This window comes from Desulfovibrio legallii, from assembly GCF_900102485.1.
GTDB lineage: Bacteria > Desulfobacterota > Desulfovibrionia > Desulfovibrionales > Desulfovibrionaceae > Desulfovibrio > Desulfovibrio legallii_A.
This window is the reverse complement of sequence record NZ_FNBX01000001.1, coordinates 40384-64721: the sequence shown is the minus strand read 5'-3', so window position 1 is coordinate 64721 and position 24338 is coordinate 40384. Positions and strand designations below refer to the sequence as shown.

The 24338-nt window shown below is 67.4% G+C and carries 20 protein-coding genes; 9 read left to right on the top strand and 11 right to left on the bottom strand.

The features are described from left to right. Positions 1 to 40: 40 nt before the first annotated feature. Together rnfB and BLS55_RS00265 are read left to right on the top strand one after the other, a co-directional pair. Positions 41 to 943, top strand: a complete 903-nt coding sequence (gene rnfB, locus BLS55_RS00270) for an RnfABCDGE type electron transport complex subunit B (RefSeq protein WP_092152336.1) — start codon at positions 41 to 43, stop codon at positions 941 to 943. A gap of 20 nt (positions 944 to 963) precedes the next feature. Then, positions 964 to 2013, top strand: a complete 1050-nt coding sequence (locus tag BLS55_RS00265) for an FAD:protein FMN transferase (RefSeq protein WP_092152335.1) — start codon at positions 964 to 966, stop codon at positions 2011 to 2013. 230 nt (positions 2014 to 2243) lie between these two features. On the opposite strand, the gene gatA is transcribed toward BLS55_RS00265, so the two are convergent. From gatA to dnaK, 5 genes are all read right to left on the bottom strand, one after another. Continuing rightward, entirely contained in the window at positions 2244 to 3704 is a 1461-nt protein-coding gene (gene gatA / locus BLS55_RS00260; RefSeq protein WP_092152334.1) for an Asp-tRNA(Asn)/Glu-tRNA(Gln) amidotransferase subunit GatA, read from the bottom strand. A gap of 36 nt (positions 3705 to 3740) precedes the next feature. Beyond that, the gene (gene gatC, locus BLS55_RS00255; RefSeq protein ID WP_092152333.1) at positions 3741 to 4034 is read right to left on the bottom strand and encodes an Asp-tRNA(Asn)/Glu-tRNA(Gln) amidotransferase subunit GatC; all 294 of its coding nucleotides are present in this window, start codon (positions 4032 to 4034) and stop codon (positions 3741 to 3743) included. 53 nt (positions 4035 to 4087) lie between these two features. Continuing rightward, positions 4088 to 5470 (bottom strand): type 1 periplasmic-binding domain-containing protein, encoded by a 1383-nt coding sequence (locus BLS55_RS00250; RefSeq protein ID WP_092152332.1) that lies wholly within the window; start codon positions 5468 to 5470, stop codon positions 4088 to 4090. 9 nt (positions 5471 to 5479) lie between these two features. Further along, a complete protein-coding gene (locus BLS55_RS00245; RefSeq protein WP_092152331.1) occupies positions 5480 to 5830 on the bottom strand; it encodes a hypothetical protein in 351 nt (116 codons plus the stop codon). Positions 5831 to 5921: 91 nt separating this feature from the next. After that, the gene (dnaK, locus tag BLS55_RS00240; RefSeq protein WP_092152330.1) at positions 5922 to 7838 is read right to left on the bottom strand and encodes a molecular chaperone DnaK; all 1917 of its coding nucleotides are present in this window, start codon (positions 7836 to 7838) and stop codon (positions 5922 to 5924) included. 321 nt (positions 7839 to 8159) lie between these two features. Here dnaK and BLS55_RS00235 point away from each other — a divergent pair, with 321 nt between their 5' ends. Beyond that, on the top strand, positions 8160 to 8999 hold the full coding sequence (locus BLS55_RS00235) for a split-Soret cytochrome c (RefSeq protein WP_092152329.1): 840 nt from the start codon (positions 8160 to 8162) through the stop codon (positions 8997 to 8999). 273 nt (positions 9000 to 9272) lie between these two features. Here BLS55_RS00235 and BLS55_RS00230 read toward each other — a convergent pair whose 3' ends face one another. The 6 genes from BLS55_RS00230 to BLS55_RS00205 all read right to left on the bottom strand — a co-directional run bounded on the left by BLS55_RS00230 (position 9273) and on the right by BLS55_RS00205 (position 15968). Then, entirely contained in the window at positions 9273 to 10868 is a 1596-nt protein-coding gene (locus tag BLS55_RS00230) for a methyl-accepting chemotaxis protein (RefSeq protein ID WP_092152328.1), read from the bottom strand. Positions 10869 to 11146: 278 nt separating this feature from the next. Further along, a complete protein-coding gene (locus BLS55_RS00225) occupies positions 11147 to 11977 on the bottom strand; it encodes a ZIP family metal transporter (protein ID WP_092152327.1) in 831 nt (276 codons plus the stop codon). A 15-nt stretch (positions 11978 to 11992) separates the two neighbouring features. Beyond that, complete coding sequence (gene recR, locus BLS55_RS00220; protein ID WP_092152326.1) at positions 11993 to 12604, bottom strand: recombination mediator RecR; 612 nt, start codon at positions 12602 to 12604, stop codon at positions 11993 to 11995. 6 nt (positions 12605 to 12610) lie between these two features. Then, complete coding sequence (locus BLS55_RS00215) at positions 12611 to 12922, bottom strand: YbaB/EbfC family nucleoid-associated protein (protein ID WP_092152325.1); 312 nt, start codon at positions 12920 to 12922, stop codon at positions 12611 to 12613. A 39-nt stretch (positions 12923 to 12961) separates the two neighbouring features. Then, positions 12962 to 14971, bottom strand: coding sequence for a DNA polymerase III subunit gamma/tau (gene dnaX / locus BLS55_RS00210; protein ID WP_092152324.1), 2010 nt, complete (start codon positions 14969 to 14971; stop codon positions 12962 to 12964). A gap of 76 nt (positions 14972 to 15047) precedes the next feature. Further along, complete coding sequence (locus BLS55_RS00205) at positions 15048 to 15968, bottom strand: branched-chain amino acid transaminase (RefSeq protein ID WP_092152323.1); 921 nt, start codon at positions 15966 to 15968, stop codon at positions 15048 to 15050. Positions 15969 to 16192: 224 nt separating this feature from the next. Between BLS55_RS00205 and BLS55_RS00200 the strand changes: the two genes are divergently transcribed. The 6 genes from BLS55_RS00200 (at position 16193) to BLS55_RS00175 (ending at position 24207) form a co-directional block, all read left to right on the top strand. Further along, positions 16193 to 17926: a hydantoinase/oxoprolinase family protein gene (locus tag BLS55_RS00200; protein ID WP_092152322.1), complete on the top strand. Its 1734-nt coding sequence runs from the start codon at positions 16193 to 16195 to the stop codon at positions 17924 to 17926. A 19-nt stretch (positions 17927 to 17945) separates the two neighbouring features. Next, positions 17946 to 18419 carry a tRNA (cytidine(34)-2'-O)-methyltransferase gene (locus BLS55_RS00195; RefSeq protein ID WP_092152321.1) on the top strand — a complete coding sequence of 158 codons (474 nt, stop codon included), beginning with the start codon at positions 17946 to 17948 and terminating at the stop codon, positions 18417 to 18419. Beyond that, complete coding sequence (locus BLS55_RS00190; RefSeq protein ID WP_257243066.1) at positions 18416 to 19456, top strand: CobD/CbiB family cobalamin biosynthesis protein; 1041 nt, start codon at positions 18416 to 18418, stop codon at positions 19454 to 19456. The genes BLS55_RS00195 and BLS55_RS00190 overlap by 4 nt, the downstream gene beginning before the upstream one ends. Before the next feature lie 17 nt (positions 19457 to 19473). Beyond that, the gene (locus BLS55_RS00185; RefSeq protein WP_092152319.1) at positions 19474 to 20211 is read left to right on the top strand and encodes a sulfite exporter TauE/SafE family protein; all 738 of its coding nucleotides are present in this window, start codon (positions 19474 to 19476) and stop codon (positions 20209 to 20211) included. A 64-nt stretch (positions 20212 to 20275) separates the two neighbouring features. Continuing rightward, entirely contained in the window at positions 20276 to 23428 is a 3153-nt protein-coding gene (locus BLS55_RS00180) for an efflux RND transporter permease subunit (protein ID WP_092152318.1), read from the top strand. Beyond that, positions 23425 to 24207, top strand: coding sequence for a hypothetical protein (locus BLS55_RS00175; RefSeq protein ID WP_092152317.1), 783 nt, complete (start codon positions 23425 to 23427; stop codon positions 24205 to 24207). Before BLS55_RS00180 ends, BLS55_RS00175 begins: the two co-directional genes overlap by 4 nt. The last annotated feature ends 131 nt before the right edge of the window (positions 24208 to 24338 follow it).

Genomic DNA, 24338 nt, shown 5'->3' with positions numbered 1-24338 from the left:
TGCCGCTCGACGGCGCAAAGCGCCTACCAAGGACGAGACTATGGTTGTTGCATCCATTGTGACCCTGTTTGGGCTGGGGCTGGCGGCTTCCATCATTCTGGCGGTGGCGGCCCGGGTTTTTTATGTGGAGGAGGATCCGCGCATTGAGGCCGTGCTGGAGGCCCTGCCCGGGGCCAACTGCGGCGGCTGCGGCTTTGCCGGCTGCGAGGGCTATGCCAGGGCCGTGCTCAACGACCCCAATGTGCCGGCCAACAAGTGCTGCGCCGGCGGGGCCGCCACCAGCGTTGTGGTGGGCGAACTGACGGGCAAGACCGTGGCTGAGGCCGAGCCGCTGTTTGCCTTGCGCCGCTGCGATAAGCTGGGCGGGCAGGTGGGGCCGCGTTACGAGTATCAGGGCATGCCTTCCTGCGCTGCCGCAGCGCTCATGCGCGGCGGCACGGACGAATGCGCCTTCTCCTGCCTGGGGTTTGGCGACTGCGTGCAGGCCTGCCCCTTTGACGCCATGCGCATTGTGGACGGCGTGGTGGAGGTCAATACCGCCGTCTGCACGGGCTGCGGCACCTGCATTGCCGTCTGCCCGCGCGGCGTGCTGGAGCTGACCCCCCTGCGGGCCAGAGTGGCCGTATACTGCAACACGCGCGAGAAACTCCGGGCGGTTACCGACGTTTGCAAGGTGGGCTGCATCAAGTGCATGAAGTGCGTCAAAGCCTGCCCAGCCAAGGCCGTGCGGCTGGAGGACAACCGCATCGTCATCGACCATATGCTTTGCTGTTCCTATGGGACAAGTTGCCATGAGGCCTGTGTGGCCGCCTGCCCCAGAAAAATCTTTCGTTACACCAGGCCGCCCGAGGCGGCGGAATGCACGGAGGACGCCCCCGACGCCCTCACGGCCGTCACGGCCCGGGAACCGCACGCGCGCCAAGAGGAAGCGGTCCGCTCCTGAAGCGGCCTATGGAGGAAAGTATGCCCAGGTGTTACAGCCGTAGAGATATGTTGCGGGCCGCGCTCTTGGGCGGCGGCCTTCTGGGGGCGGCCCCGCTGTTGTCCCTGCTGACCGCCGCGCCCGTTGCCGCGCGCACGCCCGCCCTGGCGACGGACGCGCCCCTGCCCGAGAGCCGCTCCGCCCTGTTCATGGGCACTTTGGTCACCGTCAGCGTGGCCCGCGCCACGATGGACCAGGCGGCGGAGGCCACGGCGCGCGCCTTTGCCCTGGGCCGCGAGCTGGAAAAAATATTTACCCGCTTTACGGCCGACGCTCCCCTGGGGCAGGTTAATGCCGCAGGGCGCCTGCGCGACGTGCCGCCCCGGCTGACGGCCCTGCTGCGCGTTACGGCAGATATGCACCGCCTTACGGACGGCGCTTTTGACCCCACGGTGCTGCCCCTGGTGACGCTGCTGGAAAACAGCCGGGAGAACCCGGCGGCCTTTTCGGCGGCCGCAGCGCGCGAGGCCCTGGCCCTGGTGGGCATGGAGCGCCTGCGCCTGGACGACGGCGGGCTGCGCCTGGAGCGGCAGGGCATGGCCCTTACCCTGGACGGCATCGCCAAGGGGCACATTGCGGACGCCATGTCCAGGGAGCTGAGCGCGGCAGGCTGCCCTGACCACTGCGTCAATGCCGGCGGTGACATTGTGGCCCGTGGCCGCAACGCGGCGGGCCGCCCCTGGCGCATCGGCGTGGAAGACCCGCGCGTGCGCGGCAGGTCGCTGCAGGTTCTGGAGCTGCCGCAGGGCGGCGGCGTGGCCACCTCCGGCGTATATGAGGCTTTTTACGATGCGGCCCACGCCCGCAGCCATCTCATTAACCCCGCTACGGGGCAGGACGCGGCCCAGGCCGGCGTTACCGTGGCGGCCCCGGACGGCTGCACGGCCGATGCCCTGGCCACGGCTTTTTCCGTCCTGCCGCCGCGCCAGGCCCTGGCCCTGGCGGACAGTCTGCCCGGGTGCGCCTGCTGCCTGGTGCGCCGCGACGGTCTGATCCAGACTTCGCGCGGCTGGTCTGGCACGCGGGTCTGAGCGCGCCAGACCATAGAGCGGATTACCTTTGAGAATACGCATTCTCAAAGTCTGCGGCACGCTCGTTGTGGCGCGTAACCGCGCGCTTACGCCTCAACGGTGGTCTGCACTCAGCCACGGCATTGCAACGTTGCAATGCCCATAACTGCACGACGAAAAAAAGCCCCTGCGTTGTTGGCCAACGCAGGGGCTTTTGCTATGGGCGTATGAAAGGGCAGCGGGGCCCTGGCTTACAGCTCCGGTGCGCCGATGGAAGGCAGGGCCTGGGCCAGGGATTGCCCCAGGGCCAGGAGTTCCGCCTCGGCAAAGGCCTTGCCGATGAGCTGCATGCCCACGGGCATGCGGCTGGCTGCGCCCAGGCCCACGGGCAGGGAAAGGCCGGGCAGGCCCGCCAGATTCAGGGACAGGGTGTAGGCGTCCATGAGGTACATCTGCAATGGGTCGCCGCTGTGGCTGCCCAGATCCCAGGCCGTAACCGGGGAAACCGGGGCCAGGAGGGCGTCGCACTGTTCCAGCGCGGTCAGGTATTCGTCGCGGATGCAGCGGCGCACCTGGGCGGCCTTGCGGTAGTAAGCGTCATAATAGCCGGAGGAAAGCACATAGGCCCCCAGCATGATGCGGCGTTTGACTTCCTGGCCGAAGCCCTCGCTGCGCGAGCGCACATAGAGTTCTTCCAGATTGTTGATCTGCGCGGCCCGGCGGCCGTAGCGCACCCCATCGAAGCGGGCCAGGTTGGAGCTGGCCTCGGCCATGGCGATGATGTAGTAGGTGGCGATGGCCGCGTCCGTATGGGGCAGGCTTACGTCCACCAGGGTCGCGCCCTGCGCTTCCGCCGTATGCAGGGCGGCTTCGCAGGCGGCGCGCACTTCCGGGTCCAGGCCCTGGCCGTAAAATTCCTTGGGCAGGCCCAGGCGCGCGCCCTTGAGGGGTTTGCTTTCCAGGGCGGCAGCATAGTCTGCCGTGGGCAGGGGGGCGCTGGTGGCGTCGCGCGGGTCGTGCCCGGCAATGACGCCCAGCACGCGGGCGCAGTCCTCCACCGTGCGGGTGAGGGGGCCGATCTGGTCCAGGGAGGAGCCGTAGGCGATGAGGCCGTAGCGCGAAACCCGGCCGTAGGTGGGCTTGAGCCCCACGCAGCCGCAGAGGGCGGCGGGCTGGCGGATGGAACCGCCCGTATCCGTGCCCAGGGAGGCAAAGCACTGGCCCGCGCGCACCGAGGCCGCGGAACCGCCGCTGGATCCGCCGGGCACCTTGGCGGTGTTCCAGGGGTTGCGGGTGGTTTGGTAGGCGGAATTCTCCGTGGTGGAGCCCATGGCAAACTCGTCCAGATTGGCCTTGCCGAGGATGATGGCCCCGGCGGCGCGCAGGCGCTCCACAGCCCAGGCGTCGTAGAAGGGCGTGTAGTTTTCAAGGATGCGCGAGCCCGCCGTGGTACGCAGGCCCTTGGTGGAAAGGGCGTCTTTGACGGTCATGGGCACGCCCCAGAGGGGGCGGGAGGGATCCGGCCCTTCTTTATCCAGTGCGGCGGCCGCGGCCAGCGCGCCTTCCCGGTCCAGCGTGAGCAGGGCGGCCAGGCGGGGTTCGGTGGCGTTGATGCGCTCCAGGCAGGCGGCAGTGGCCTCCGAGGCGCTCAGTTCTTTGGTTTGCAGGGCCCTGGTCAGGGCGGTCAGCGTAAGGGAGCAGATGTCGGTCATGGCGTTCTCGGCGTGGTGCTGTGTGGGGCCCGGTTTTTACACGATGCGGGGCACGATAAAATATTCTCCGTCCGCTTCGGGGGCGTTGGCAAGAATTTCTTCGCGCCGCCGGCGGCGTTCGGCCGTGTCTTCCCGCAGGGGGCCCTGGTGCAGGGCCGGGCTGTAGAGGGGTTCCACCGCGCTGGTGTCCACGCGGGAAAGCACGTCCATATAGCCCAGGATGTCGCCCAGTTGCCGGGCGAACATGTCCTGTTCCGCTTCGCTGATCTGCAGGCGGGAGAGGGCGGCCATGTGGCGCACGTCTTCCTTGCCGATGGTTTTGCTGCTCATGCGTGTATCCTTACCTCATAGTCGTTGTTGCGGCGTTGGCGGCGTGGGGCCGATCAGCGGTTGCCGGGCAGGCTCAGTTTGTACGAGGGGCGCGGGGTGGTGCTTACAGGCGCAGCGGCGGGCTGGGCCGGGGCCGCCATATCGGCGGCCGCACCGGCGGCAGGGGCCGCCAGGGGATTGCCCGCGGCGTCCACCGGGGGCAGGCCCTGCATGCGCAGGGCGGCCTGCTGCAGCACCTGGGTCCGGGTCTGCTGGAAGGCGTCCAGGGTAACGGGCGTCATGCCCTGGGCAGTAACGCCGAAAATAAAGAGCTTCTGATGGGCCACGCCCTTCGCGTCCCAGCTCACGGGGGCCATGCCCCAGATCATCTGCGCGGCGCGACGGGCCCGGGCCGTGACTTGGGCGGCCTCGGGCCGGGATTCCAGGCCCAGGGCCGCAGCAAAGCGGGCGTAGTCGTAGCCGAGGGCCGTCCAGAAATCCGTACCCGGAACCTGCAGCGCGCGTGGGGCCTGCAGGGCGTTCCAGGCCCCAGGGAAGACAGCCAGGGCGTAGCTTTCCGCATGGGGCACGGTTTTCCCGGTCAGGCTCTGCTCCCAGAGGGTGGTGCCCAGCAGCACCAGGCGGTCCTCGCCGTTGTAGAGCAGACTGGTGGTGAGCATCTCCATGTTCTTCCATGAATCGGGCAGGAACAGGGCCTCAAAAGCGGTCTGCGGAATGGGCGCGGTGCCGCCTTCCGGCGTCTGGGCGTTGATGAGCGGGGCCACGGCCGCGCTCCAGGAGGCGGGATCCGACGGGTTGTAGACCGCCTTTTGCAGCAGCATGTTACGGCTGGCCAGGCTTTGTTCCAGCAGGCCGGTCATGCGCATGCCGTAGGCGTCGTTGGGATAAAAGGCGCCGTAGGTGCGGATGTTCAGCCCTTCGGAGGCAAAGTGGATGAGGGCGTCGATCTGGTCCTGCGGGCTGGGGAACATGCGCCAGGCCCGCGCGCCCTCGTCGCCCGGCTCCAGGGTGGGCAGAAAGGTGAAGAAGGCCCGTTGCTCCAGCGCGCCGGCCTCACGGGCCCGCGCATAGACGCCGGTTTGCAGGGGGCCGCCCACCACGGCGCAGGCCGGGGGCAGCGCCGCCAGCTTCTGCAGCCAGGCGCTCTCGCTGGTGTTGATTGTTTCCAGCCGAATGGCCACGCCGTTGGCCGCCATTTCGTCCTTGGCCAGCTGCGCCCCGTGGCGGATTTTGCCGGCAATGGGGGCGTAGGGGCCGGATGCGGGCAGGGCCAGCACCACGCAGGGACCGGCGGGTGCGGCGGGCTTGGCCGGTTTGGCGGGCTGCGTCGCTCGCTGCCCCAGGCCGAAGGGCATCTGACAGGCGGTCAGGCCGCCCAGGGCCGCCAGAAGGGCCAACAAACGCAAAGGCTGGAAAAAAGAACGGCAAGAGGGCATGGCAACATCCTATGGCTGTTGGGGGCGATCCGGTTGCTGCGCGGCGTCGCGGCCTTGGGGGCGCTCCTGCGCCGGGCGTTGCGCGCCTGCCGGGCGCGCCTGGTCGGGGCGGCGGTCCCGCTGCTGTTTGACGGCGGGGCGGTCGGGCTTGGCGTCGGGCCGGCGCGCAGGCGTGGGCTCAGGCCGCTGCGCGGGCCGGGGCTGCGGCGCTGGCTGCGGTTCGGGCCGCGTCCGGCTGGGCGGCGGGCTGTTGTCGTAACCGGAATCCGGAGGCGGCGGGGCCATGTAGCAGCCGCTGGTCAGCAGAAAGAAAGGCAGGAGCAGCGTCGGCACGATCCAGGTGCGGCGGAGACAGGGCATGAAGCCTCCATTTTTTTGATAGTGAAAAAAAAGGTCCGGCTCCGTGGAGCCAGACCTTTTTTAGTACAGCGCAAGCGCGCTGGCAAGTTTGCTATTTTTTCACTTCGGTGTAGTCGGCGTCCACCACGTCGTCGCCGCCGTTGTTGCCGCTCTGGGCGGCCCCGGCATCCTGCTGGGCCCCGCCCGGCTGACCGCCGGTCTGCTGCGCCTGCTGCTGGTAGAGCTGCTCAGCCAGCTTGTGGGAGGCTTTGGCCAGAGCGTCGGTGGCCGCCTTGATGGCCTCGGCGTCCTCGCCTTCCATAATTTTGCGCAGCTCGGCGATCTTGGCCTCAATGTCGCTCTTCACCGCAGCGTCGGCCTTGTCGCCCAGGTCGGTCAGGGATTTCTCCGTGCCGTAGATCAGGCTGTCCGCATGGTTGCGGGCTTCGATCACTTCCTGTTTTTTCTTATCCTCGCCGGCGTGGGCCTCAGCCTCGCGCACCAGGCGCTGGATGTCGTCCTCGGAAAGGCCGGACGAGGCCGTGATTTTGATGGATTGCTCCTTGCCCGTGCCCATGTCCTTGGCCGAAACGTTAACGATGCCGTTGGCGTCGATGTCGAAGGAGACCTCGACCTGCGGCACGCCGCGCGGGGCCGGGGGAATGCCCGTGAGGTCGAAGCGGGCCAGGGTCATGTTGTCCGCGGCCATGGGGCGTTCGCCCTGGAGCACATGGATGGACACCGAGGGCTGGTTGTCCGAAGCCGTGGTGAAGACCTGACTTTTGCGCGTGGGGATGGTGGTGTTGCGGTCGATGAGCCTGGTGAACACGCCGCCCATGGTTTCAATGCCCAGGGAAAGCGGGGTCACGTCCAGCAGCAGCACGTCCTTCACGTCGCCGGTCAGGATGCCGCCCTGAATGGCCGCGCCCATGGCCACCACTTCGTCAGGGTTCACGGAGCGGTTGGGATCTTTGCCGAAGAATTTGCCCACCACCTGCTGCACCAGGGGCATACGGGTCATGCCGCCCACCAGGATGACTTCGTCGATCTGCGCGGCGGTCATGCCCGCGTCTGCCAGGGCCTTCTTGCAGGGCTCAATGGTGCGGTCCACCAGGTCGCTGACCAGGGATTCCAGTTTGGCCCGGCCGATCTTCATGAGCAGGTGCTTGGGGCCGTTTTGGTCCGCGGTGATGAAGGGCAGGTTGACCTCGGCCTCCATGGAGGTGGAGAGGTCTTTTTTGGCCTTTTCCGCCGCCTCTTTCAGGCGTTGCAGGGCCATGCTGTCCTTGGTGAGGTCGATGCCGTTTTCCTTCTTGAATTCTTCCACCAGGTAGTTGATGACGCGCTGGTCGAAGTCTTCGCCGCCCAGGAAGGTGTCGCCGTTGGTGGCGCGCACTTCCACCACGTTGTCGCCCACTTCCAGGATGGAAATATCGAAAGTGCCGCCGCCCAGGTCAAAGACGGCGATTTTTTCGTTGGCCTTTTTGTCCGCGCCGTAGGCCAGGGAGGCCGCGGTGGGCTCGTTGATGATCCGCTTGACCTCAAGGCCGGCGATGCGGCCCGCGTCCTTGGTGGCCTGCCGCTGGGCGTCGTTGAAGTAAGCGGGCACGGTGATGACGGCCTCGCTCACGGTTTCGCCCAGGTAGGCTTCGGCGTCGGCTTTGAGCTTGGCCAGAATCATGGCCGAGATTTCCGGCGCGCTGTAGGTGCGGCTGTCCACTTCCACGCCGGCGTCGCCGTTGGCGGCCTTGACGATGGCGTAGGGGGAGTGCTCTTTCCAGCGATCCACCTCAGGGGTGTCATACTTGCGGCCCATAAGCCGCTTGATGGCGAAGATGGTGCGCTTGGGATTGGTGACGGCCTGCCGTTTGGCAATGTCGCCCACCAGGCGTTCCTTATCAGTAAAGGCGACCACGGAAGGGGTGGTGCGGCCGCCTTCGGGATTGGTAATGCATTTGGGGTCCTTGCCCTCCATGACGTAAACGCAGGAGTTGGTGGTGCCCAGGTCAATGCCGATAATTTTGGACATATCCGGATCCTCCTCAGGAAAAATCTTCAGTATCCGAACCGCAAGCGCGCAAGCGAGGGTCCGGCGCGGTCCGCCGCAGGCCCGGCGCGCGGCGGGGCGCGCCTTTGGCTGAAAATCGTAAAGCGTGCGGATAGGGCGGCTGGTGTGCCCAGCGCGTCCTTTAAGTAAGTCCTTCTCCGGGCGCGTCCAGAGGGCGCTAAAAATTTTTTTTGCAAAAAGATTGTCAAGCTCGTCCGGAAGCCTTGACCGGCCCGCCCCATACCAGATAGTGATTTTTTTAACACCATAGTATGTGCTATGCAGCACAAACAGGAGGATGCTATGCATATCGGCAGACGAGATCTCATTTGCGGTCTGGGCGGCCTCGCCGTGGGCGGGGCAGTGCTGGGCCTTTCCGGCGGCGCGAGCTTTGCTGCGGGGCAGACGCAGCAGGGCGGGGGCCGCTTTGCTCAGGCGGGCGGGGACCACGGCTGGCAGCCCCACAAGCTGGACCCGAAGCTCTGCGCCGAGGTGGCCTATGAAGGCTACTGGCACAAGGGCTACGGCTGCGGCTACGGGGCCTTTTACAGCATTGTGGGCCTGCTGGGCGAAAAATACGGCGCGCCGTACAATCAGTTTCCCTTTACCATGCTGGAGGCCAACAAGGGCGGCATCTCCGACTGGGGCACCATTTGCGGCGCCCTGTACGGCGCGGCGTCCACCTTTTCCCTGTTCTGGGGCCGCAAAGAGGTGCGCCCCATGGTCAATGAGCTGTTCCGCTGGTACGAAAAAACCTCCCTGCCCATCTACAACCCCGGCGACAAGGCCCAGGGCTTTAAGGGCGATCTGCCCAAGAACGAGTCCGATTCCGTGCTCTGCCACATTTCCGTTTCCAAGTGGTGTGCGCACCATAAGATTGAGGCCACCAGCAAGCAGCGCAGCGAGCGCTGCGGCCGCCTGACTGCGGACGTGGCCGCCAAGGCCGTGGAGATCCTCAACGCCAAGATCGAGATGGGCAAGGACTACAAGGGGGCCTTCCCCGTGCAGAAGTCCGTAACCTATTGCGGCGAATGCCACCAAACCAAGGGCAACGAGGCCAACTGGGCCAAGGGCGTTATGGACTGCACCCCTTGCCACAGCGGCACCAAGTCCACGGCGGACAAATTCAACAACCACCCGTAGCGGAACGGACAATCCCCTTCAAATGCAAGGCCGCCGCCGGGCAGAAACCCGACGGCGGCCTTTTGCGCATTCTTGTGCAGGCGCGGCTTGTGCTGCTGCGCACAATCTCTTGTGCGGCCTTCTGCGCTGCGGCTTGAGGATAGGCGCTCTCAACGTTTACGGCAGGCCCGCTCCGGTGCTTAACAGCGCAAATGCATTGCGTTTAGGCCTGCACGGCGGGCGGTCTGCTCCCCCCCCAGCGCCACGGCATTGCGCCCAGTGGAATGTCGGAAGCTACTCCTCCCGCCCGGTGTTGTCGGCGTCTTCCTTGCGGATGTCGTCCAGGATGGTGGAGACCACGTCCACCTGCTCCGCCATATGGGACACCTGGCCGGCGGCCTGGTCCATGGCCTCGACGATGTGGGCGCTCAGGGTGTTGACCTCGGAAATGTGGCGGTTGATCTCGTCCGAAGCGGCGGATTGCTCCGTGGCGGCGGCGGCAATGGCCGAGACGCGGCTGCTGGAGTCTCCTGCCAGATCGGCGATGCGCGCCAGGGCCTGACCGGATTCTTCGGCCATGTGGCTCACTTCTTCAATGGCGGCCACGGTGCTGTCCACGGTAGCTGCGCTGTTGCCGGTACCTTCCTGAATGGCGGCGATGGCCGTTTCCACGTCTCTGGTGGCGCTCATGGTTTTTTCGGCCAGTTTGCGCACCTCGTCGGCCACCACGGCAAAGCCGCGTCCGGCATCGCCCGCGCGGGCCGCCTCAATGGCGGCGTTGAGGGCCAGCAGATTGGTCTGGTCCGCGATGTCGCGGATAAGGGTGAGCACGGCGCCGATGTCCTTGGCCTGCTGGTCCAGGCTGCTCATTTCGCCCTTGAGGCCCGTGGACTGGCGCTGCACGTCCTGCATGCTGCGGATGGTGCGCGTCACCAGGCCCGCGCCGTCGTGGGCGTGTCCCTGCACGGAGGTGGCGGCCTCGGCCGCGCCTTCGGCGTTGTGGGCCACCTCCAGCACTGTGGAGTTCATTTCGTTCATGGCTGTGGCGGTTTCGGACATGCGGCCGGCGGCCACGTCCGCCTTCTTGCGTACGTCGTCCAGGGCGGCGTTGAGGCCCTCGGCGGCCTGCTGCAGGGTTGCGATGACGCCTTCGAGCCTGGTGACGGTGGACATGCGGCCCTGGTGGGCGGCTTCCATTGCGCGCTTTTCCAGGGCAATGCGGGCGGTGATGTCCTCGCCGATTTCCACATGGCCCACCTGGTTGCCGTGGGCGTCGTGCAGGTAATCCAGCATGATCTGCATGGTCTTGCCGTTGGGCATGTGGTTAATGACCTTCTTGACGCCGCGGCGCAGCTGCTCAATGCCGCACTGGGGCGTATTGCAGATGTTGCCGCCTTTTTCGGAGCAGTGGCGGCCCACCACGTCCTCCTGGCTGGCTTTGTCCATGCTTTTGAGGGCGTAAGTGTTGCAGAAGGTCCAGGCCATGTCGTTATCCGTTACCGAGACGGAAAGGGGCAGGGTATTGAGGATGCTCTCATACCAGTGGGCCTGGCCTTCCAGCTTGGCGACCATGATGCGCAGCGATTCGGCCAGATGCCCCAGGCAGTCCGAGCGGTAGACCTCCAGGGTAGCGTCTTCGTGCCCCTGAGTGATGGCTTCGGCAAAAAGCACGCACTGGCGGATGGGGGCGAGCCTGCTGTAGATGAACAGCGCGCCGAGAAGCCCCAGAAGGGCCGTCACGCCAAGCCCAGCGCCCAGTGCCTGCCAGAGGGCTTCGTCGCTCAGGGCCGGGCCCAGCGCCCACTGAAAGCCGGCGCAGACACCCAGACAGGCGAGCAGCAGCGCGATAAGATAGACAATGGCAATTTTGGTGCTGAGGGTCATATTCATGATCCTTCCTTTCTGCAAAAGGCAGCCGCAGCCGAAGCGCTGCGGGAAGCGGCCGTAAGCCGTGGATGTCTGCGGGCCGGGCGGCGCGCGCTCCTGTTTGCCGGATGTTGCCGAAAAACCGTGACGGCTCGTCATGCCGCCGGGCGGCGGTGCGACGAAATACGGTCGTCGCCCATGTCGTATTGTCGTGGGCGCGGCGTGAACATACCGAATCCTATAACCAGTTTATACGGCATGTGATAAAAAAACTTTAGAGTACAGGATGGAGAAAAGGCGGATCAGCCCACCAGGGAGGAGAGCGTCATGACCAGCCCCAGGCCAGCGATGCAGGATACGGTGGCCGCGTTGCCGTTGCCTGAGGCGCTGGCCTCCGGGATGACCTCTTCGGCCACCACATAGACCATGGCCCCGGCGGCAAAGCCCAGGGCCACGGGCAGCAGCCCGGCCGCAATGCCCGCGGCCAGGGCTCCGGGCACGGCGCCCAGAGGGGCCGTGACGCCGGAAGCCACCCCGTAGAGGCAGGATTTGCGGGCGCTGTAGCCTTCCGCCCGCAGGGCGGTGGCCACCACCAGGCCCTCGGGCACGTTCTGGAGCATGATGGAGAGGGTCAGGACCAGGGCCGTGCTCAGGCCCAGACTTTCCGCCCCGGACTGCAGGACGGATTCGGCGGCCGCGGCCCCGTAACCCACGCCGATGGCCAGCCCTTCGGGGATGTGGTGCAAGGCCATGGCCGCCACCAGAAGGACGCTGCGCCGCCAGCTGGTGGAAATGCCCTCGGGCGTATCCTGTAAAATGTGGATGTGGGGCAGGGCGTGGTCCAGCAGCCACAAAAAGAACGCCCCCAGGGTGAGCCCGGCCACCACGGGCGCAAAGGCCAGACGCCCCAGGTGGGCGGTCAGCTCCAGGGCCGGGTTGAGCAGACCGAAAAAAGCCGCCCCCAGCATCATGCCGCCCGCCGCCCCCAGCAGACAATCCATGGCCCTGCGGGAAAATTCCCGCCGGGTGAAGATGAGCGCCGCGCCCAGACTGACGGAAAGCCAGGAAAGCAGCCCGGCCATAAGGGCCTGCACCACGGGGTGCTGCAAGAGAGGGGCGGGGGAGAGTTCCATGGCGCGGCTCGTGGCTTAAGGCAGATTCTGGCGGTATTGCAAGGACTGGCGCAGGGTTTCCTTATCCATATACTTCACTTCCGCGCCCAGGGGGATGCCCTGGGCCAGCCGGGAAACCGCCACCCCGGGGAAGCGCTCCCGCACCATGCGGGCGACAAAGGTGGCCGTGTTTTCCGCTTCCAGGGTCGCGCCCAGGGCCAGGATGAGTTCGCGCACTTCGCCTTCGGCCAAGCGGCGCGTCAGGCGGCCCAGATCCAGACTTTCGGCCCCCATATGCTCCAGAGGGGCCAGAAGCCCCCCCAGAATCATGTACTGGCCGTGATAAAACCCGCCTTCGTCCAGGGTGAGCATGCTGTCCCATTCCGCCACCAGGCAGATGGTGTCGCGGGTTCGCTCCGGATCGGCGCAGACCGGGCAGGGATCCGTGGCGGCCAGCCCCCCGCAGCGCGAGCACAGGTGCAGGTTGTCGCGCAGGTCGTGGATGCTCCGGCCCAGACGGCGGGTTTCCGCCTCGGGCCATTTGAGCAGGGTCATGGCCGCGCGCAGGGCGGATTTGGGGCCCAGCCCCGGCAGACGCGCCAGCTGGTCCACCAGGGCTTTGAGCGGCTCGGGAATGCGGGTGTGCATGGCCGCCTAAAACATGCCGGGCAGCTTGATGCCGCCGGAAATGGCGCTCATTTCGCGTTCCATGCTTTCGCGGGCAATGCGGCCAGCTTCATTGATCGCCGCCACAATGAGATCCTGCAGCATTTCCACATCGCCGCCCTCCAGGGCCTTGGGGTCAATGGTCAGGCGGCGCAGCTCCTGCTTGCCGGAAACTTCGGCCTTGACCATGCCGCCGCCGCTGGCGGCCTCAAAGCTGTGGTCGCCCATCTCCTGCTGCAGTTTGGCAATTTTTTGCTGCATGACCTGCGCCTGGCGCAGAATGTCGTTCATGTTGCGCATGGGATTCTCCTTTTTCGCGCATAAAAGCCGTTGCCGGGCTTAGTGCCCGTTGTTCAGGGGCTTGCACGCGCCCACCCGGGCGTTGAGCACTTCCAGGCAATGGCGCAGTTCCGGTTTGGCGCTGAAGGCCGCAATGAGTTCCGCTTCGGGCCGTCGGGGCGCGGGCGTCACTACGCGCACCTCGTCTGTGGGCAGGCCGTAGGCCGCCAGCGCCGCCTCAAGGCCCGGTCGGCGACGCTCCAGCTGTTCCGCCTGGCTGGCCGTGCGGGGGCGCAGCTCCAGCAGACCTGCCTGCCAGCACGCTTCCAGCCCGCGCAGCAAGTGGGGGGGCGGCGTTGCCGCCGCATCGGGCCGCGGCGCAGTGCAAAAATCGCAAAAGGCCGTCCAGTCCCGCACGGCCGGGCCGTGCCCCGACGCGGCTTCCGGCGCGTCGGGCGCCTTGCCGCTTCCCTCGTCGCGCTCTGGCTGCCGGCCTGCGTCTAGTCCGGCGGCGTCTGTTGCCGCTTCCTGTACGGCAGCGGCCTTGCTGTTATTTGCAGGCCGCAGCGCAGGCGCAGGGGGCGTCTTCCCCGCCCCATGCGGGGGGGCTGCCGCAGCAGCGGCTGCCGGGGCGGCAGCCCTTGCCGCGTCCGGGTCCGGGCCGTCCGCAGCCTCGCCATCCTCCGTTGCAGCAGCTGCGCCGTTGCTTTGCCGGGCGCGGGGACGGGCGTTGTCTTCGCCCGCCGGGCCGGGCACAAAACCCGGCGCGGCCTCTGCGGGCGGGGCCGGGCGCGGGCCGGTACGGTCCGTAGTCCCGTGGCTTGGGCCGGTGGCGGCGGCGCGTCCGTCCGTTGACGGCGGGGCCTGCGGCGCAACGCTGCGCGTTGCCGCGCCGGCGTCAGCCGTGGCGGCGTCCGCTCCACTGCGGCCCGCTGCGCCGGAAGGCCGGAGGGGCAGGGCCTGCTCCACGGGCAAAAGCTGCGGCAACAGGGCCAGGTTGAGCAGCAGCAGCTCCAGCGCCGCGGCCGGTTCCGGGCTTTGCACGATGCCGCGCTGGGCGTCAAGGGTCATTTGCCAGGCGGCGTGCAGGTGCGCGGCGGCAAATCTTGGGGCCAGGTTCTGCCACAGGGCGGCATCGTCCGGCGGCAGGCGCAGGCTGGGCAGAATGGCGTTGCCGCCCTGACGCAGCAAAAAAAGGTTGCGCCAATGCCCGGCCAGCTCGCGCACAAAAAAGCCGATGTCCGCCCCTTCCTGCAGCAGGCGGGCGCAGAGATCCGCCACGGCGGCGCAATCCTGCTCGCGCAGGGCCGTGAACAGCGCGGCGAAAAATTCCTGCCCGGCCAGGCCCAGCACCCGCCGGGCCGTATCCACGGTAAGGCGTTCCTCGCCCAGGGCCAGGGTCTGGTCCAGCAGGGACATGCCGTCGCGCACGCTGCCTGCGGCCCGCCGGGCAATGCAGCGCACGGCTCCTTCCTCGAAGGGGACGTTCTCTTTGTGCAACACTGCGGAGAGGTGGGCGGCCAGGGCGTCCTCGCTCAGGTGACGGAAGACAAAGTGCTGGCAGCGGCTCACAATGGTGATGGGAAATTTGTGCGCCTCGGTGGTGGCGAAGATGAAGACTACGTTTTCCGGCGGTTCTTCCAGGGTTTTGAGCAGGGCGTTGAAGGCGTTGCGCGAGAGCATGTGGGCTTCGTCCACAATAAATATCTTGTAGCGGCCCTCCATGGGCGCATAGCCGATGTTCTCGCGCAGGGCGCGCACGTCCTCTACGCTGTTGTTGGAAGCGCCGTCGATTTCCGCCACGTCCACATGCGCGCCCTGGGTGATTTTGCGGCACTGTTCGCACTGGTTGCAGGGCTCCGCGGCCGGGCCGCGCTCGCAGTTAAGAGCCTTGGCAAAGATGCGGGCGATGGTGGTTTTGCCCACGCCGCGCGTGCCGCTCAGCAGGTAGGCAGGCGCGGGGCGGCCTTCGGCGGCGGCGCGCGAGAGCACAGCCTTGACCGTGTCCTGTCCCGCCACCTGGGCGAAGGTCTGGGGACGGTAGCGTGCGGCGAGGGAAAGGTGCTTCATGGCGCTCAGGGGTTGGCGGCCGCGCCCGGCCAGGGCCGGGCGCGGCGTGCGGGGCCTGCGCCCCGGGCTGCGTTAATTATATGGAGAAGGGATGCAGCCAGCTCGCGTATTTGGGGTTCTGGCCCTTGACGATCTTGAAGAATTCCTGTTGCAGGTGCTTGGTCACCGGGCCGGCGTGGCCCACGCCGATCTGGCGGTGGTCCAGCTCGCGGATGGGGGTGATTTCTGCCGCCGTGCCGGAGAAGAAGGCTTCGTCCGCAATGTAGAATTCGTCGCGGGTGAACTGCTGTTCCTCCACCGTATAGCCCAAATCGCGGGCCAGGGCCATGATGGAGTCGCGCGTGATGCCGCCCAGGATGGAGGTCCAGGGGGTGGTCTTGATGATGCCGTCGCGCACGATAAAAACGTTCTCGCCCGTAGCTTCGGAGACAAAGCCGTTGGTGTCCAGCATGATGGCTTCGTCGTAGCCGTCTTCCTTGGCTTCCACCTTGGCCAGGATGGAGTTGATGTAGTTGCCGGAAGCCTTGGCCTTGGACATGGCCGTGTTCACATGGCTGCGAGCGAAGCTGCTGGTCTTGATGCGGATGCCTTTTTCCAGAGCTTCCGCACCCAGATACGCGCCCCAGGGCCATACGGCCACAATGGTCTGCACGGGGTTGTTGCCGGGGTAGACGCCCATTTCGCCGTAGCCCACGAAGGAGAGGGGCCGGATGTAGCCTTCCTTCAGCTTGTTGGCCTGGAGGGTTTCCACACAGGCCTGGGCCAGCTGTTCCGCGCTGTAGGGAACTTCCATGCGGAGGATCTTGGCGGAATTGAGCAGGCGCTTGCAGTGGTCTTCCAGGCGGAATACGGCGGACTTGCCGTCGGCGCAGGCGTAGGCGCGAATGCCTTCAAAAATGGCGCTGCCGTAGTGCAGGGCGTGGGTGAGCACGTGCACCCGGGCCTGGTCCGAGGGAAGCATTTTACCATCAAACCAAATATACTCTGTTGTCTGCATGGCTGTCCTCCGCATAGCCGCTGTGATAAGAATGGGGTCACGGCGGGTTCCTGTGGCCCGTCTGACGACGCAAGAGAAAGATTCTACTGAAAAGCGCGTCTGATAGCAAGCATCCGCAGCGGAGAAACGCCCGCCCGGCGGCGAGACTGGCACAAAAGCGCTGGCCCTGCGCAGGCCGATGGCGTATGCTTAAGCCCGACCTTTTGTCGGAATGGGACACAAGTATGAGCATATCCTGCATGTTGGGCATTGACGCCGGCGGCACCCATACGGACGCGGCCCTGCTGACGCCGGACGCCTCCGGCGCGTTGCGCCTGCTGGCCGCGGCCAAGGTGCGCACCCGGCACGACGATCTGCCCGCCTCGGTGCGCGAGGTGCTGGCGGAGCTGGCCCGCGCGCTCGGTTCCGACGCCGCCGCGCTCTTCGCCGGGGTGCGGCGCGTTACCTTGGGGGCCACCCTGGCCGTCAACGCTCTGGTGCAAGGCAAGGCAGACCGCGTGGGCCTGGCTTTGTCCGCCGGTCCGGGGCTGAACCCCCGGCGTTTCGCCATGGGGGAACACGTCTGCGTGGCGCCCGGCGGGCTGGACCACCGTGGGGCAGAGGTAAGCCCCCTCCTGACGGAAGAGCTGGCCCGCACGGCCGCCCGCTGGCGGGAGCAGGGCGTGGCCGCCGCGGCCTGCGTGGGCAAGTTCTCGCCGCGCAATCCCGCCCACGAGCTGGCCATGGGCGAAACTGTCGCCCGCACGGGCGGCATGCCCGTGACTCTGGGGCACCGTCTTTCCGGGCGGCTCAACTTTCCCCGCAGGCTGGCCACGGCGTACTTCAACGCCGCAGTGCAGCGTCTGCACACGGCCTTTCTGGACGCGGTGGAGGGGGCGCTGGCCGAGGCGGGCATCACGGCCTCCGTGCGCCTGCTCAAGGCCGACGGCGGGGCCGTGCCTGTGGCCCTTTCGCGGCAGGAGCCGGTGCAGTCCATCCTTTCCGGCCCGGCGGCCAGCGTCATGGGCGTGCTGGCCCTGTGCCCGGAGGTGGCCGCGGGCTGCTCCCTTTTGCTGGACATGGGCGGCACAACTACCGATCTGGCCTTGTTTGCGGAGGGCTCCCCGGTGGTGGACCGGGACGGCATGCTGCTGCAGGGGCGGCGCACCCTGGTGCGTGCGCTGGCTACGGTTTCCATCGGCGTGGGGGGCGATTCTCATCTTGGCGTGTGCGGCACGGGCGCGGCGGCTGCCGTGCGGGTGGGGCCGCAGCGGGAAGGGCCGGCGGCGGCCTTCGGCGGCGGCCGGGCTACCCTGCTGGACGCCTGCAATGTCTGCAATACAGCCGAAGGCGGCCCCACGGCCGGGGATGCGGCGGCTTCGGCGGCGGCTCTGGCTGTGCTGGCCGGGGCGTGCGGCGCAGAGCCCCTGGCCCTGGCCCGGCTGGCCGTAGACGATGCCCTTACGCAGGTGGCCGCGGCCGCGGCCGCGCTGACGGAACAGGTCAACGCCCGCCCCATCTATACCCTGGCGGCGCTGAAGCGCGTGCACGAGGCCCGGCCGACGGCCGTGCGCCTGGTGGGCGGGCCCGCGGCCTGCATGGGCGCGCGTCTGGAGGCGCGCCTGGGCCTGCCGGTGACCATCCCGCCGCACGCGGATGTGGCCAATGCCGTGGGCGCGGCCCTGACCCTGCCCACGGACGGGCTGGAGCTCTATGCCGATACGAGCCGTGGCCTGCTGCGCGCGCCCGCGCTGGAATATCAGGAGCGCATCGGCAAGGGCTTCGGCCTGGGGGCCGCGCGGGAGCGGGCTTGTCAGCTGCTGCAGGCGCGCCTTGCGGACGCGGGCGTGCCCGATGCCAGGGTGGAAGTTACCGAAGCGGAACTTTTCGCCACCCTGGACGACGGCGGCTTCGGCAGCAAGGACATGCGGGTGGCCTGTCAGGTGACGCCGGGCATTGCCGGACACCTGGCGGAGTAGGGCGGGGCCGCGCAGCTGTATGCAGATCGTTCTTTTTGAGCCGGAAATTCCGCCCAATACGGGCAACGTGGCCCGCCTCTGCGCGGCTGCGGGCACGCCGCTGCATCTCATTGAGCCGCTGGGCTTCAAGCTGGAGAACCGCTACCTCCGGCGCGCCGGGCTGGACTACTGGCCGCATGTGCGCCTGAAGGTCTGGCCCTGCTGGCAGGCCTTTGCGGCGGAAGGCCGTCAGGGTGGTCGGCTGGTCTTTACCTCGGCCAGGGACGCGGCCACCAGCACGCCTTTGCAGCACTTTGCCTTTGCGCCGGAGGACTGCCTGGTCTTCGGGCCTGAGACGCGCGGCCTGCCGCCGGAAATTTTGGTGCTTTCGCCGCACAGGGTGCGCATTCCCATGCGCGAGGACGGGGTGCGCAGCCTCAACCTTTCCACCTCTGTGGGCATTGTGCTCTATGCGGCCCTGGCCCGCACGGGCCTGCTGGAGGCCTGGGGGTGAGCGCGCCCTTTGCCGCGCTGCCCTTTTCCGTCTGGGACTGCTGGTGGCTGGCCCCTGTGGCCCTGCTGCTGGACCTCTGGCTGGGCGACCCGGATCTGCCCTGGCGGCACCCCGTGTGCCTGCTGGGCCGCCTGCTGGACGCGCTGGAGGGGCCGGCGCGGCGGTTTATGGATCGCAACGGCCCTGCGGCCGCGCCCCGGCGCGGGCGGCTGGTCGGCGGGCTGGCCCTGGCCGGGCTGACTGGGCTGACCGGGCTGACGGTCTGGGGGCTGGTTTCCGTGCCCTTGTTGGGCACGGCCCTGGCTGTGTATCTGGCCTGGGCCGGGCTGGCCCTGGGCAGCCTTGCGCGCACCGGGCGGGAAGTGCTGCGGCGGGTGGAGACGGCCCCGGAGCCGGAGGCCCGCGCGGCCCTTTCCTGGCTGGTGAGCCGGGAAACGGCGCGCATGGACCGGCCCCTGATGCGCAAAACTCTGGCCGACACCCTGGCGGAAAACCTTACGGACGCTTTTACGGCCCCTTTCTTCTGGCTGCTGCTGGCAGGGCCCGTGGGGCTGTGGTGCTATAAGGCTGTGAGCACCGCGGATTCCATGTGGGGCTACCTGACGGAAAAGTGGCGCTGGCTGGGTTTTGCCGGGGCGCGCGGGGACGACCTCCTGGCCTATGCGCCCGCACGGCTTTCGGCCCTGATGGCCTGGCTTACGGATGCGGCGGCCCGCGGCGGGGCGTGTTGCGGCCTGTGGCGGCGGCCCTGGGACGGACGCTGGCCGGGGTTGCGCCTGACGGCGCGGCAGGCGGCGGGCATGCCCAGCCCCAATTCGGGCTGGTCCATGGCGGCCTGCGCCTGGCTGTGTCGGGGGCGCATGGCCGGGCCTTCGGTTTATTTCGGCGCGCTGGTGGACAAACCCTGGCTGGGGCCGCCGCCGGAAGAGGCCGCCCCCTGGGACGAGGCGCGGCTGGGCGCGCTGCTGACCTTGGTGCAGGCCTGCGCGCTGTGCGGCGGGCTTGCGCTCTGGCTGTTTTTTCTGGTGTTGGGTTAACCCTGTGGCGAGGTTTTATGTTGCTGGCGGCGTTGTATGCCACCTGCCTTGTGGTGGGGGTGCTGGTGGGGCTTGCGGGGGTAGGGGGCATCCTGGTGCCTCCGGCCCTGATCCTTTTGAGCGGCCTGGAGCCCCACGAGGCCATGGGCACGGCCCTGGCCTCCTTTCTTCCCGTGGCCCTGGCGGGCACCTGGATGTACTGCCGCCTGGGGCAGGTTCCCCGGCGCACGGCGTTGCCCTATATGCTGGGCGGTCTGGCGACGCTGCCGGGGGCGCTGCTGGGCGCGTTTGTGCCGGCCGGGCCGCTGGTGGCGCTGCTGGCCTGCACCATTCTATTCGCCGGGCTGTGCGCCTTGCGGCCGCCCCGCCCTGGCGGGGGCAGCGTTTTCTGGCAGAGCGGGCGGGGCCTGTGCGCCATCGGCGCGGTGACCGGGCTTCTGGCGGGCATGACCGGGGCCGGGGGGCCCGTACTTTCCATTCCCTGGATGATTGTGGTGGGGGTTCCGCCCATGACGGCGGTGGGGGTTTCCATGCCCTACCAGATCGTCACTGCCCTGTTCGGCACGCTGGGCAACGCGCGTGCCGGGCATGTGGATTTTTCCCTTCTTCCGCTGCTCTGCGGCTTGGAGCTGCTGGGCTTTGCGGGCGGTCTGGCCCTGGCGCGGCGCACGCCCACGTCCATGCTGCGGCGGATTATCGGCGTGCTGTGCTGCGGCCTGGGGCTTTTTCTGCTGCTGCGGCAGGCGGCGGCCTGAGGCCCTGCCTTCCCGCAGCCTGCGCGCAGGCCGGGGCGCCGCTCCCTTTTGCGGAGGACACTGTATGAACGCCAACCCCGCCGCGTTGTTCATCCGCCGCCCGGTGGCCACCGTGCTCATCATGCTGGGCATGCTTTTTTTCGGGCTGACCGGCTACCGCAACCTGCCCGTCAACCAGCTGCCCACCGTGGATTTTCCCACCATCCAGGTCATGGCCGAGCTGGCCGGAGCCGATCCGGAAACCATGGCCGCTTCCGTAGCCACGCCCCTGGAAAAAGAATTTTTCACCATTGCGGGCATTGACTCCATTTCGTCGGTCAACTCCACGGGGCGCACGCGCATCACCATTCAGTTCGCCCTGGACCGCAACATCGACGCGGCGGCCCTGGACGTGCAGTCGGCCATCGGCCTGGCCCAGCGGCGCATGCCCGCCAACATGACCACGCCCCCCAGCTTCCGCAAGGTCAACCCCGCGGATCTGCCCATTCTGTACCTGCGGGTCTCCTCGGCCACGCTGCCGCTTTATGCCCTTAACGAATACGCCGACACGCTCATCGGCCAGCGCCTTTCCATGGTGGAGGGCGTGGCCCAGGTGATCATCTACGGGCAGAAAAAATACGCCGTGCGCGTGCAGCTGGACCCGGACGCCCTGGCCACGCGCGGCCTGGGCATCGACGAGGTGGCCGACGCCGTGGCCGCGGCCAACAGCATGCTGCCCACGGGTTCCCTGGAAGGGGAGCGGCAATCCCGCGCCATCAAGTCTTCCGGCCAGCTCTATGACGCCCGCGCCTTCCGCGACACGGTGGTGGCCTACCGCAACGGCGCGCCCGTGCGCCTGCGCGACCTGGGCGAGGTGGTGGACAGCGTCAAGCAGGACAAGCAGCTCAGCTGGGGCAACGGGGGCCGCCCCGCCATGACCCTGGCCGTGGAGCGGCAGCCCGGCACCAACACCGTGCAGGTGGTGGACGCCATCCGCGCCCTGTTGCCCTCCCTGGAGCGCCAGTTGCCGCCTTCCGTGGGGGTGGAGATTTTTTACGACCGTTCGGAATCCATCCGCGAATCCGTGGCCGACGTGAAGTTCACCCTGGTGTTGACCATCTTTCTGGTGGTGCTGGTCATTTTTCTCTTTTTGCGCAACCTGCCCGCCACTGTCATTCCCAGCCTGGCCCTGCCCATGTCCGTGGTGGGAACTTTTGCGGTCATGGCCGTGCTGGGCTACAGCCTGGACAACCTTTCGCTCATGGCCCTGACCCTGGCCGTGGGCTTTGTGGTGGACGACGCCATCGTCATGCTGGAAAACATCGTCCGCCACCAGGAAATGGGCAAGGATCCCCTTACGGCGGCTTACGACGGCGCGGCCGAAATCGGCTTCACCATCGTTTCCATGACCCTGTCGCTGGCTGCGGTGTTCATTCCCGTGCTGTTCATGGGGGGCATAGTGGGGCGGCTGTTTCGGGAATTTGCCGTGGTCATCATTGCGGCCATACTGTGTTCCGGTCTGGTCTCCCTGACGCTCACGCCCATGCTCTGCGCCTATTTTCTCCGCGCTGCGCCGCGCAATGCGGCCGGGCACAGGCCCGCCTACGGCGGCCTTTACGGCTGGCTGGAGCGCGGTTTCGACCGCCTGGCCGCGGCCTACGCCCGTTCCCTGGCCGTGGTGCTGCGCCGCCCCCGCACCACGCTGCTGGCTTCGTTGGCGCTGTTGGCCCTGACCTGCTGGCTGGGCTACGTTATCCCCAAGGGCTTTCTGCCCACGGAGGATATGGGCCAGCTTGTGGCCAGCACCGAGGCGGAGCAGGGCATCTCTTACGAGGGCATGGTGGCGGCCCAGCACAGTCTGGATCCCATCCTGGAGCGCGACCCCCATGTGGCCCGCTTCAACTCCGTCGTGGGCATTGTGGGCGGCAGTCAGAGCATGAATAACGGCATCCTGCTCATGCGCCTCAGGCCCGCCGGGCAGCGGCCGGGCATTGAGGCCGTGGCCCAGCGCCTGCGTCGGGATCTCAACGTCTCTCCGGCGCTGCGGGTTTTTGTGCGGGTGCCGCCGGCCATCAGCATCGGCGGCCGGGCCTCCAAGGCGCTCTACCAGTACACGCTGTTCGGGGCCGACACGCACGCCCTTTACGAGAGCGCCCAAAAGATAGAAGAAGCCCTGCGCGCCCTGCCCCAGGTGCAGGACGTGAACAGCGACCTGCAGCTGAAAAACCCGGAAATGCGCGTGCATATCGACCGCAACCGCGCCGCGGCCCTGGGCGTAAGCCCGCAGCAGATTGAGCTGGCCCTGCAATCGGCCTACGGCTCGCGCGAGATTTCCACCATCTACGCGCCCACCAACGACTACTCCGTGTTTCTGGAGCTGCAGAAAAAATTTCAGCGCGACGCCTCGGCCCTTTCCCGCCTCTATGTGCGCGCCAAAAACGGTGATCTCGTGCCCCTGGACGCCCTGGCCCACTTCACGCCCGGCGTGGGGCCCATAGCCGTGAGCCATAACGGGCAGTTCCCTTCGGTGACCATTTCGTACAATCTGCGGCCCGGCGTGGCCCTGAGCCAGGGCCTGGCCGCCGTGGAGGCCGCCGCCCGGCCGCTGCTGCCCGATACGGTCAATGCCGAATCCCAGGGCACGGCCCAGGCCTTTCAGAGCTCGCTGACAGGCATGGGCTGGCTGCTGGCGCTGGCCATTGTGGTTATTTACCTTGTACTCGGCATATTGTATGAAAGTTTCATCCATCCGCTGACCATCTTGTCCGGCCTGCCTTCGGCGGGCTTCGGCGCGCTCGTCACCTTGCGGCTGTTCGGGCTGGAGCTGGACCTCTACGGCTTTGTGGGCATCATCATGCTTCTTGGCATCGTCAAGAAGAACGCCATCATGATGCTGGACTTCGCCCTGGAGGCTCAGCGCCGCGACCCCGGCCTCAGCCCGCTTGCGGCCATTGCCGAGGGCTGCCAGGTGCGCTTCAGGCCTATTATGATGACCACCATGGCCGCCCTTATGGGGGCCCTGCCCATTGCCGTGGGCATTGGGGCCGGGGCCGAGGCCCGGCGTGCTCTGGGCCTGGCCGTGGTGGGCGGACTGTGCTTTTCGCAGCTGGTAACGCTCTATATTACACCGGTGTATTACTATTATATGGAGCGTTTTTCCCGTTGGTGCGGGCGACGCTGGGGCGGCCGATTCCACGGCGGCGCGGCGGCCTCGGAACAACATGAGGAGTGCCTATGAGCCCACTGGAACCCACGGCCGCTACGCCCCACGAGGGGCCGGTGTGCCGCCGTTGCGGCACCTGCTGCCTTCAGGGCGGCCCAACCCTGATGGAGCGGGACGCGCCCCTGCTGACGGAAGGCGTGCTGGGCCTGGAAGCCCTGGTTTGCCTGCGGGCCGGCGAATGGGCGCGGGACGACGTCCGGCAGGTGCTGGCCCCCCTGAAAGGGGAGTGCATCAAGGTGGCCGGGCTGGGGGGCAGCGCCCATCCCTGGCGGTGCCGCTATTATGCGGACGGCGCGGGCTGTACCGTGTACGGCCGACGCCCGGCCCAGTGCGCGGTCCTGTTCTGCACGGATACGGGCCCCTTGGAACGTCTTCTGGCGGAGGAAGCCCCCCTCAGCCGGGCTCCGGCCCTGCGGGAGCTGGCCAGCCTGGCCGCGCTGCCGGGCTTTCCGGAACTGAGCGCGTCGGCGCGGGCCATGCTGGCCGACCTGGCGGCCGTGCACGAGGAACAGAACCCCGTGCGGCCCGTGCTGGAGCTGGCCGCGGGCCTGGGCTATCTGCCCCGCGGCGGGCGCGGCCTGCGCGTGACGGCCATGCCGAATCCCCTGAAAGGGGAGGGCGAGCGGCGCGAGGCCCTGGCGCGCATTGCCGAGGCCGCGCGCACCGACGCGGCCTTTCGCGAGCTGTGCGTGGAGCGCGCGGAACTGCCCGCCGCCCTGTTGCCGTTTCTGCTGGGGAGATCCTTGACCGACCTGCTGGCCGAGGTGGGCCTGCGCCCCGCTGAGACGGCGTAACCTGCGCGCCGCCGCGCCCGGCCCGGTTGACACAGGCCCGCGGCGGCCCTACTTGTGAAGGAATGTTTTTGTCGCGCTTTTTCCGTAACCCTTAACAACCCAGCCCGGGGACGGGCCGCTGAAGGAAACGT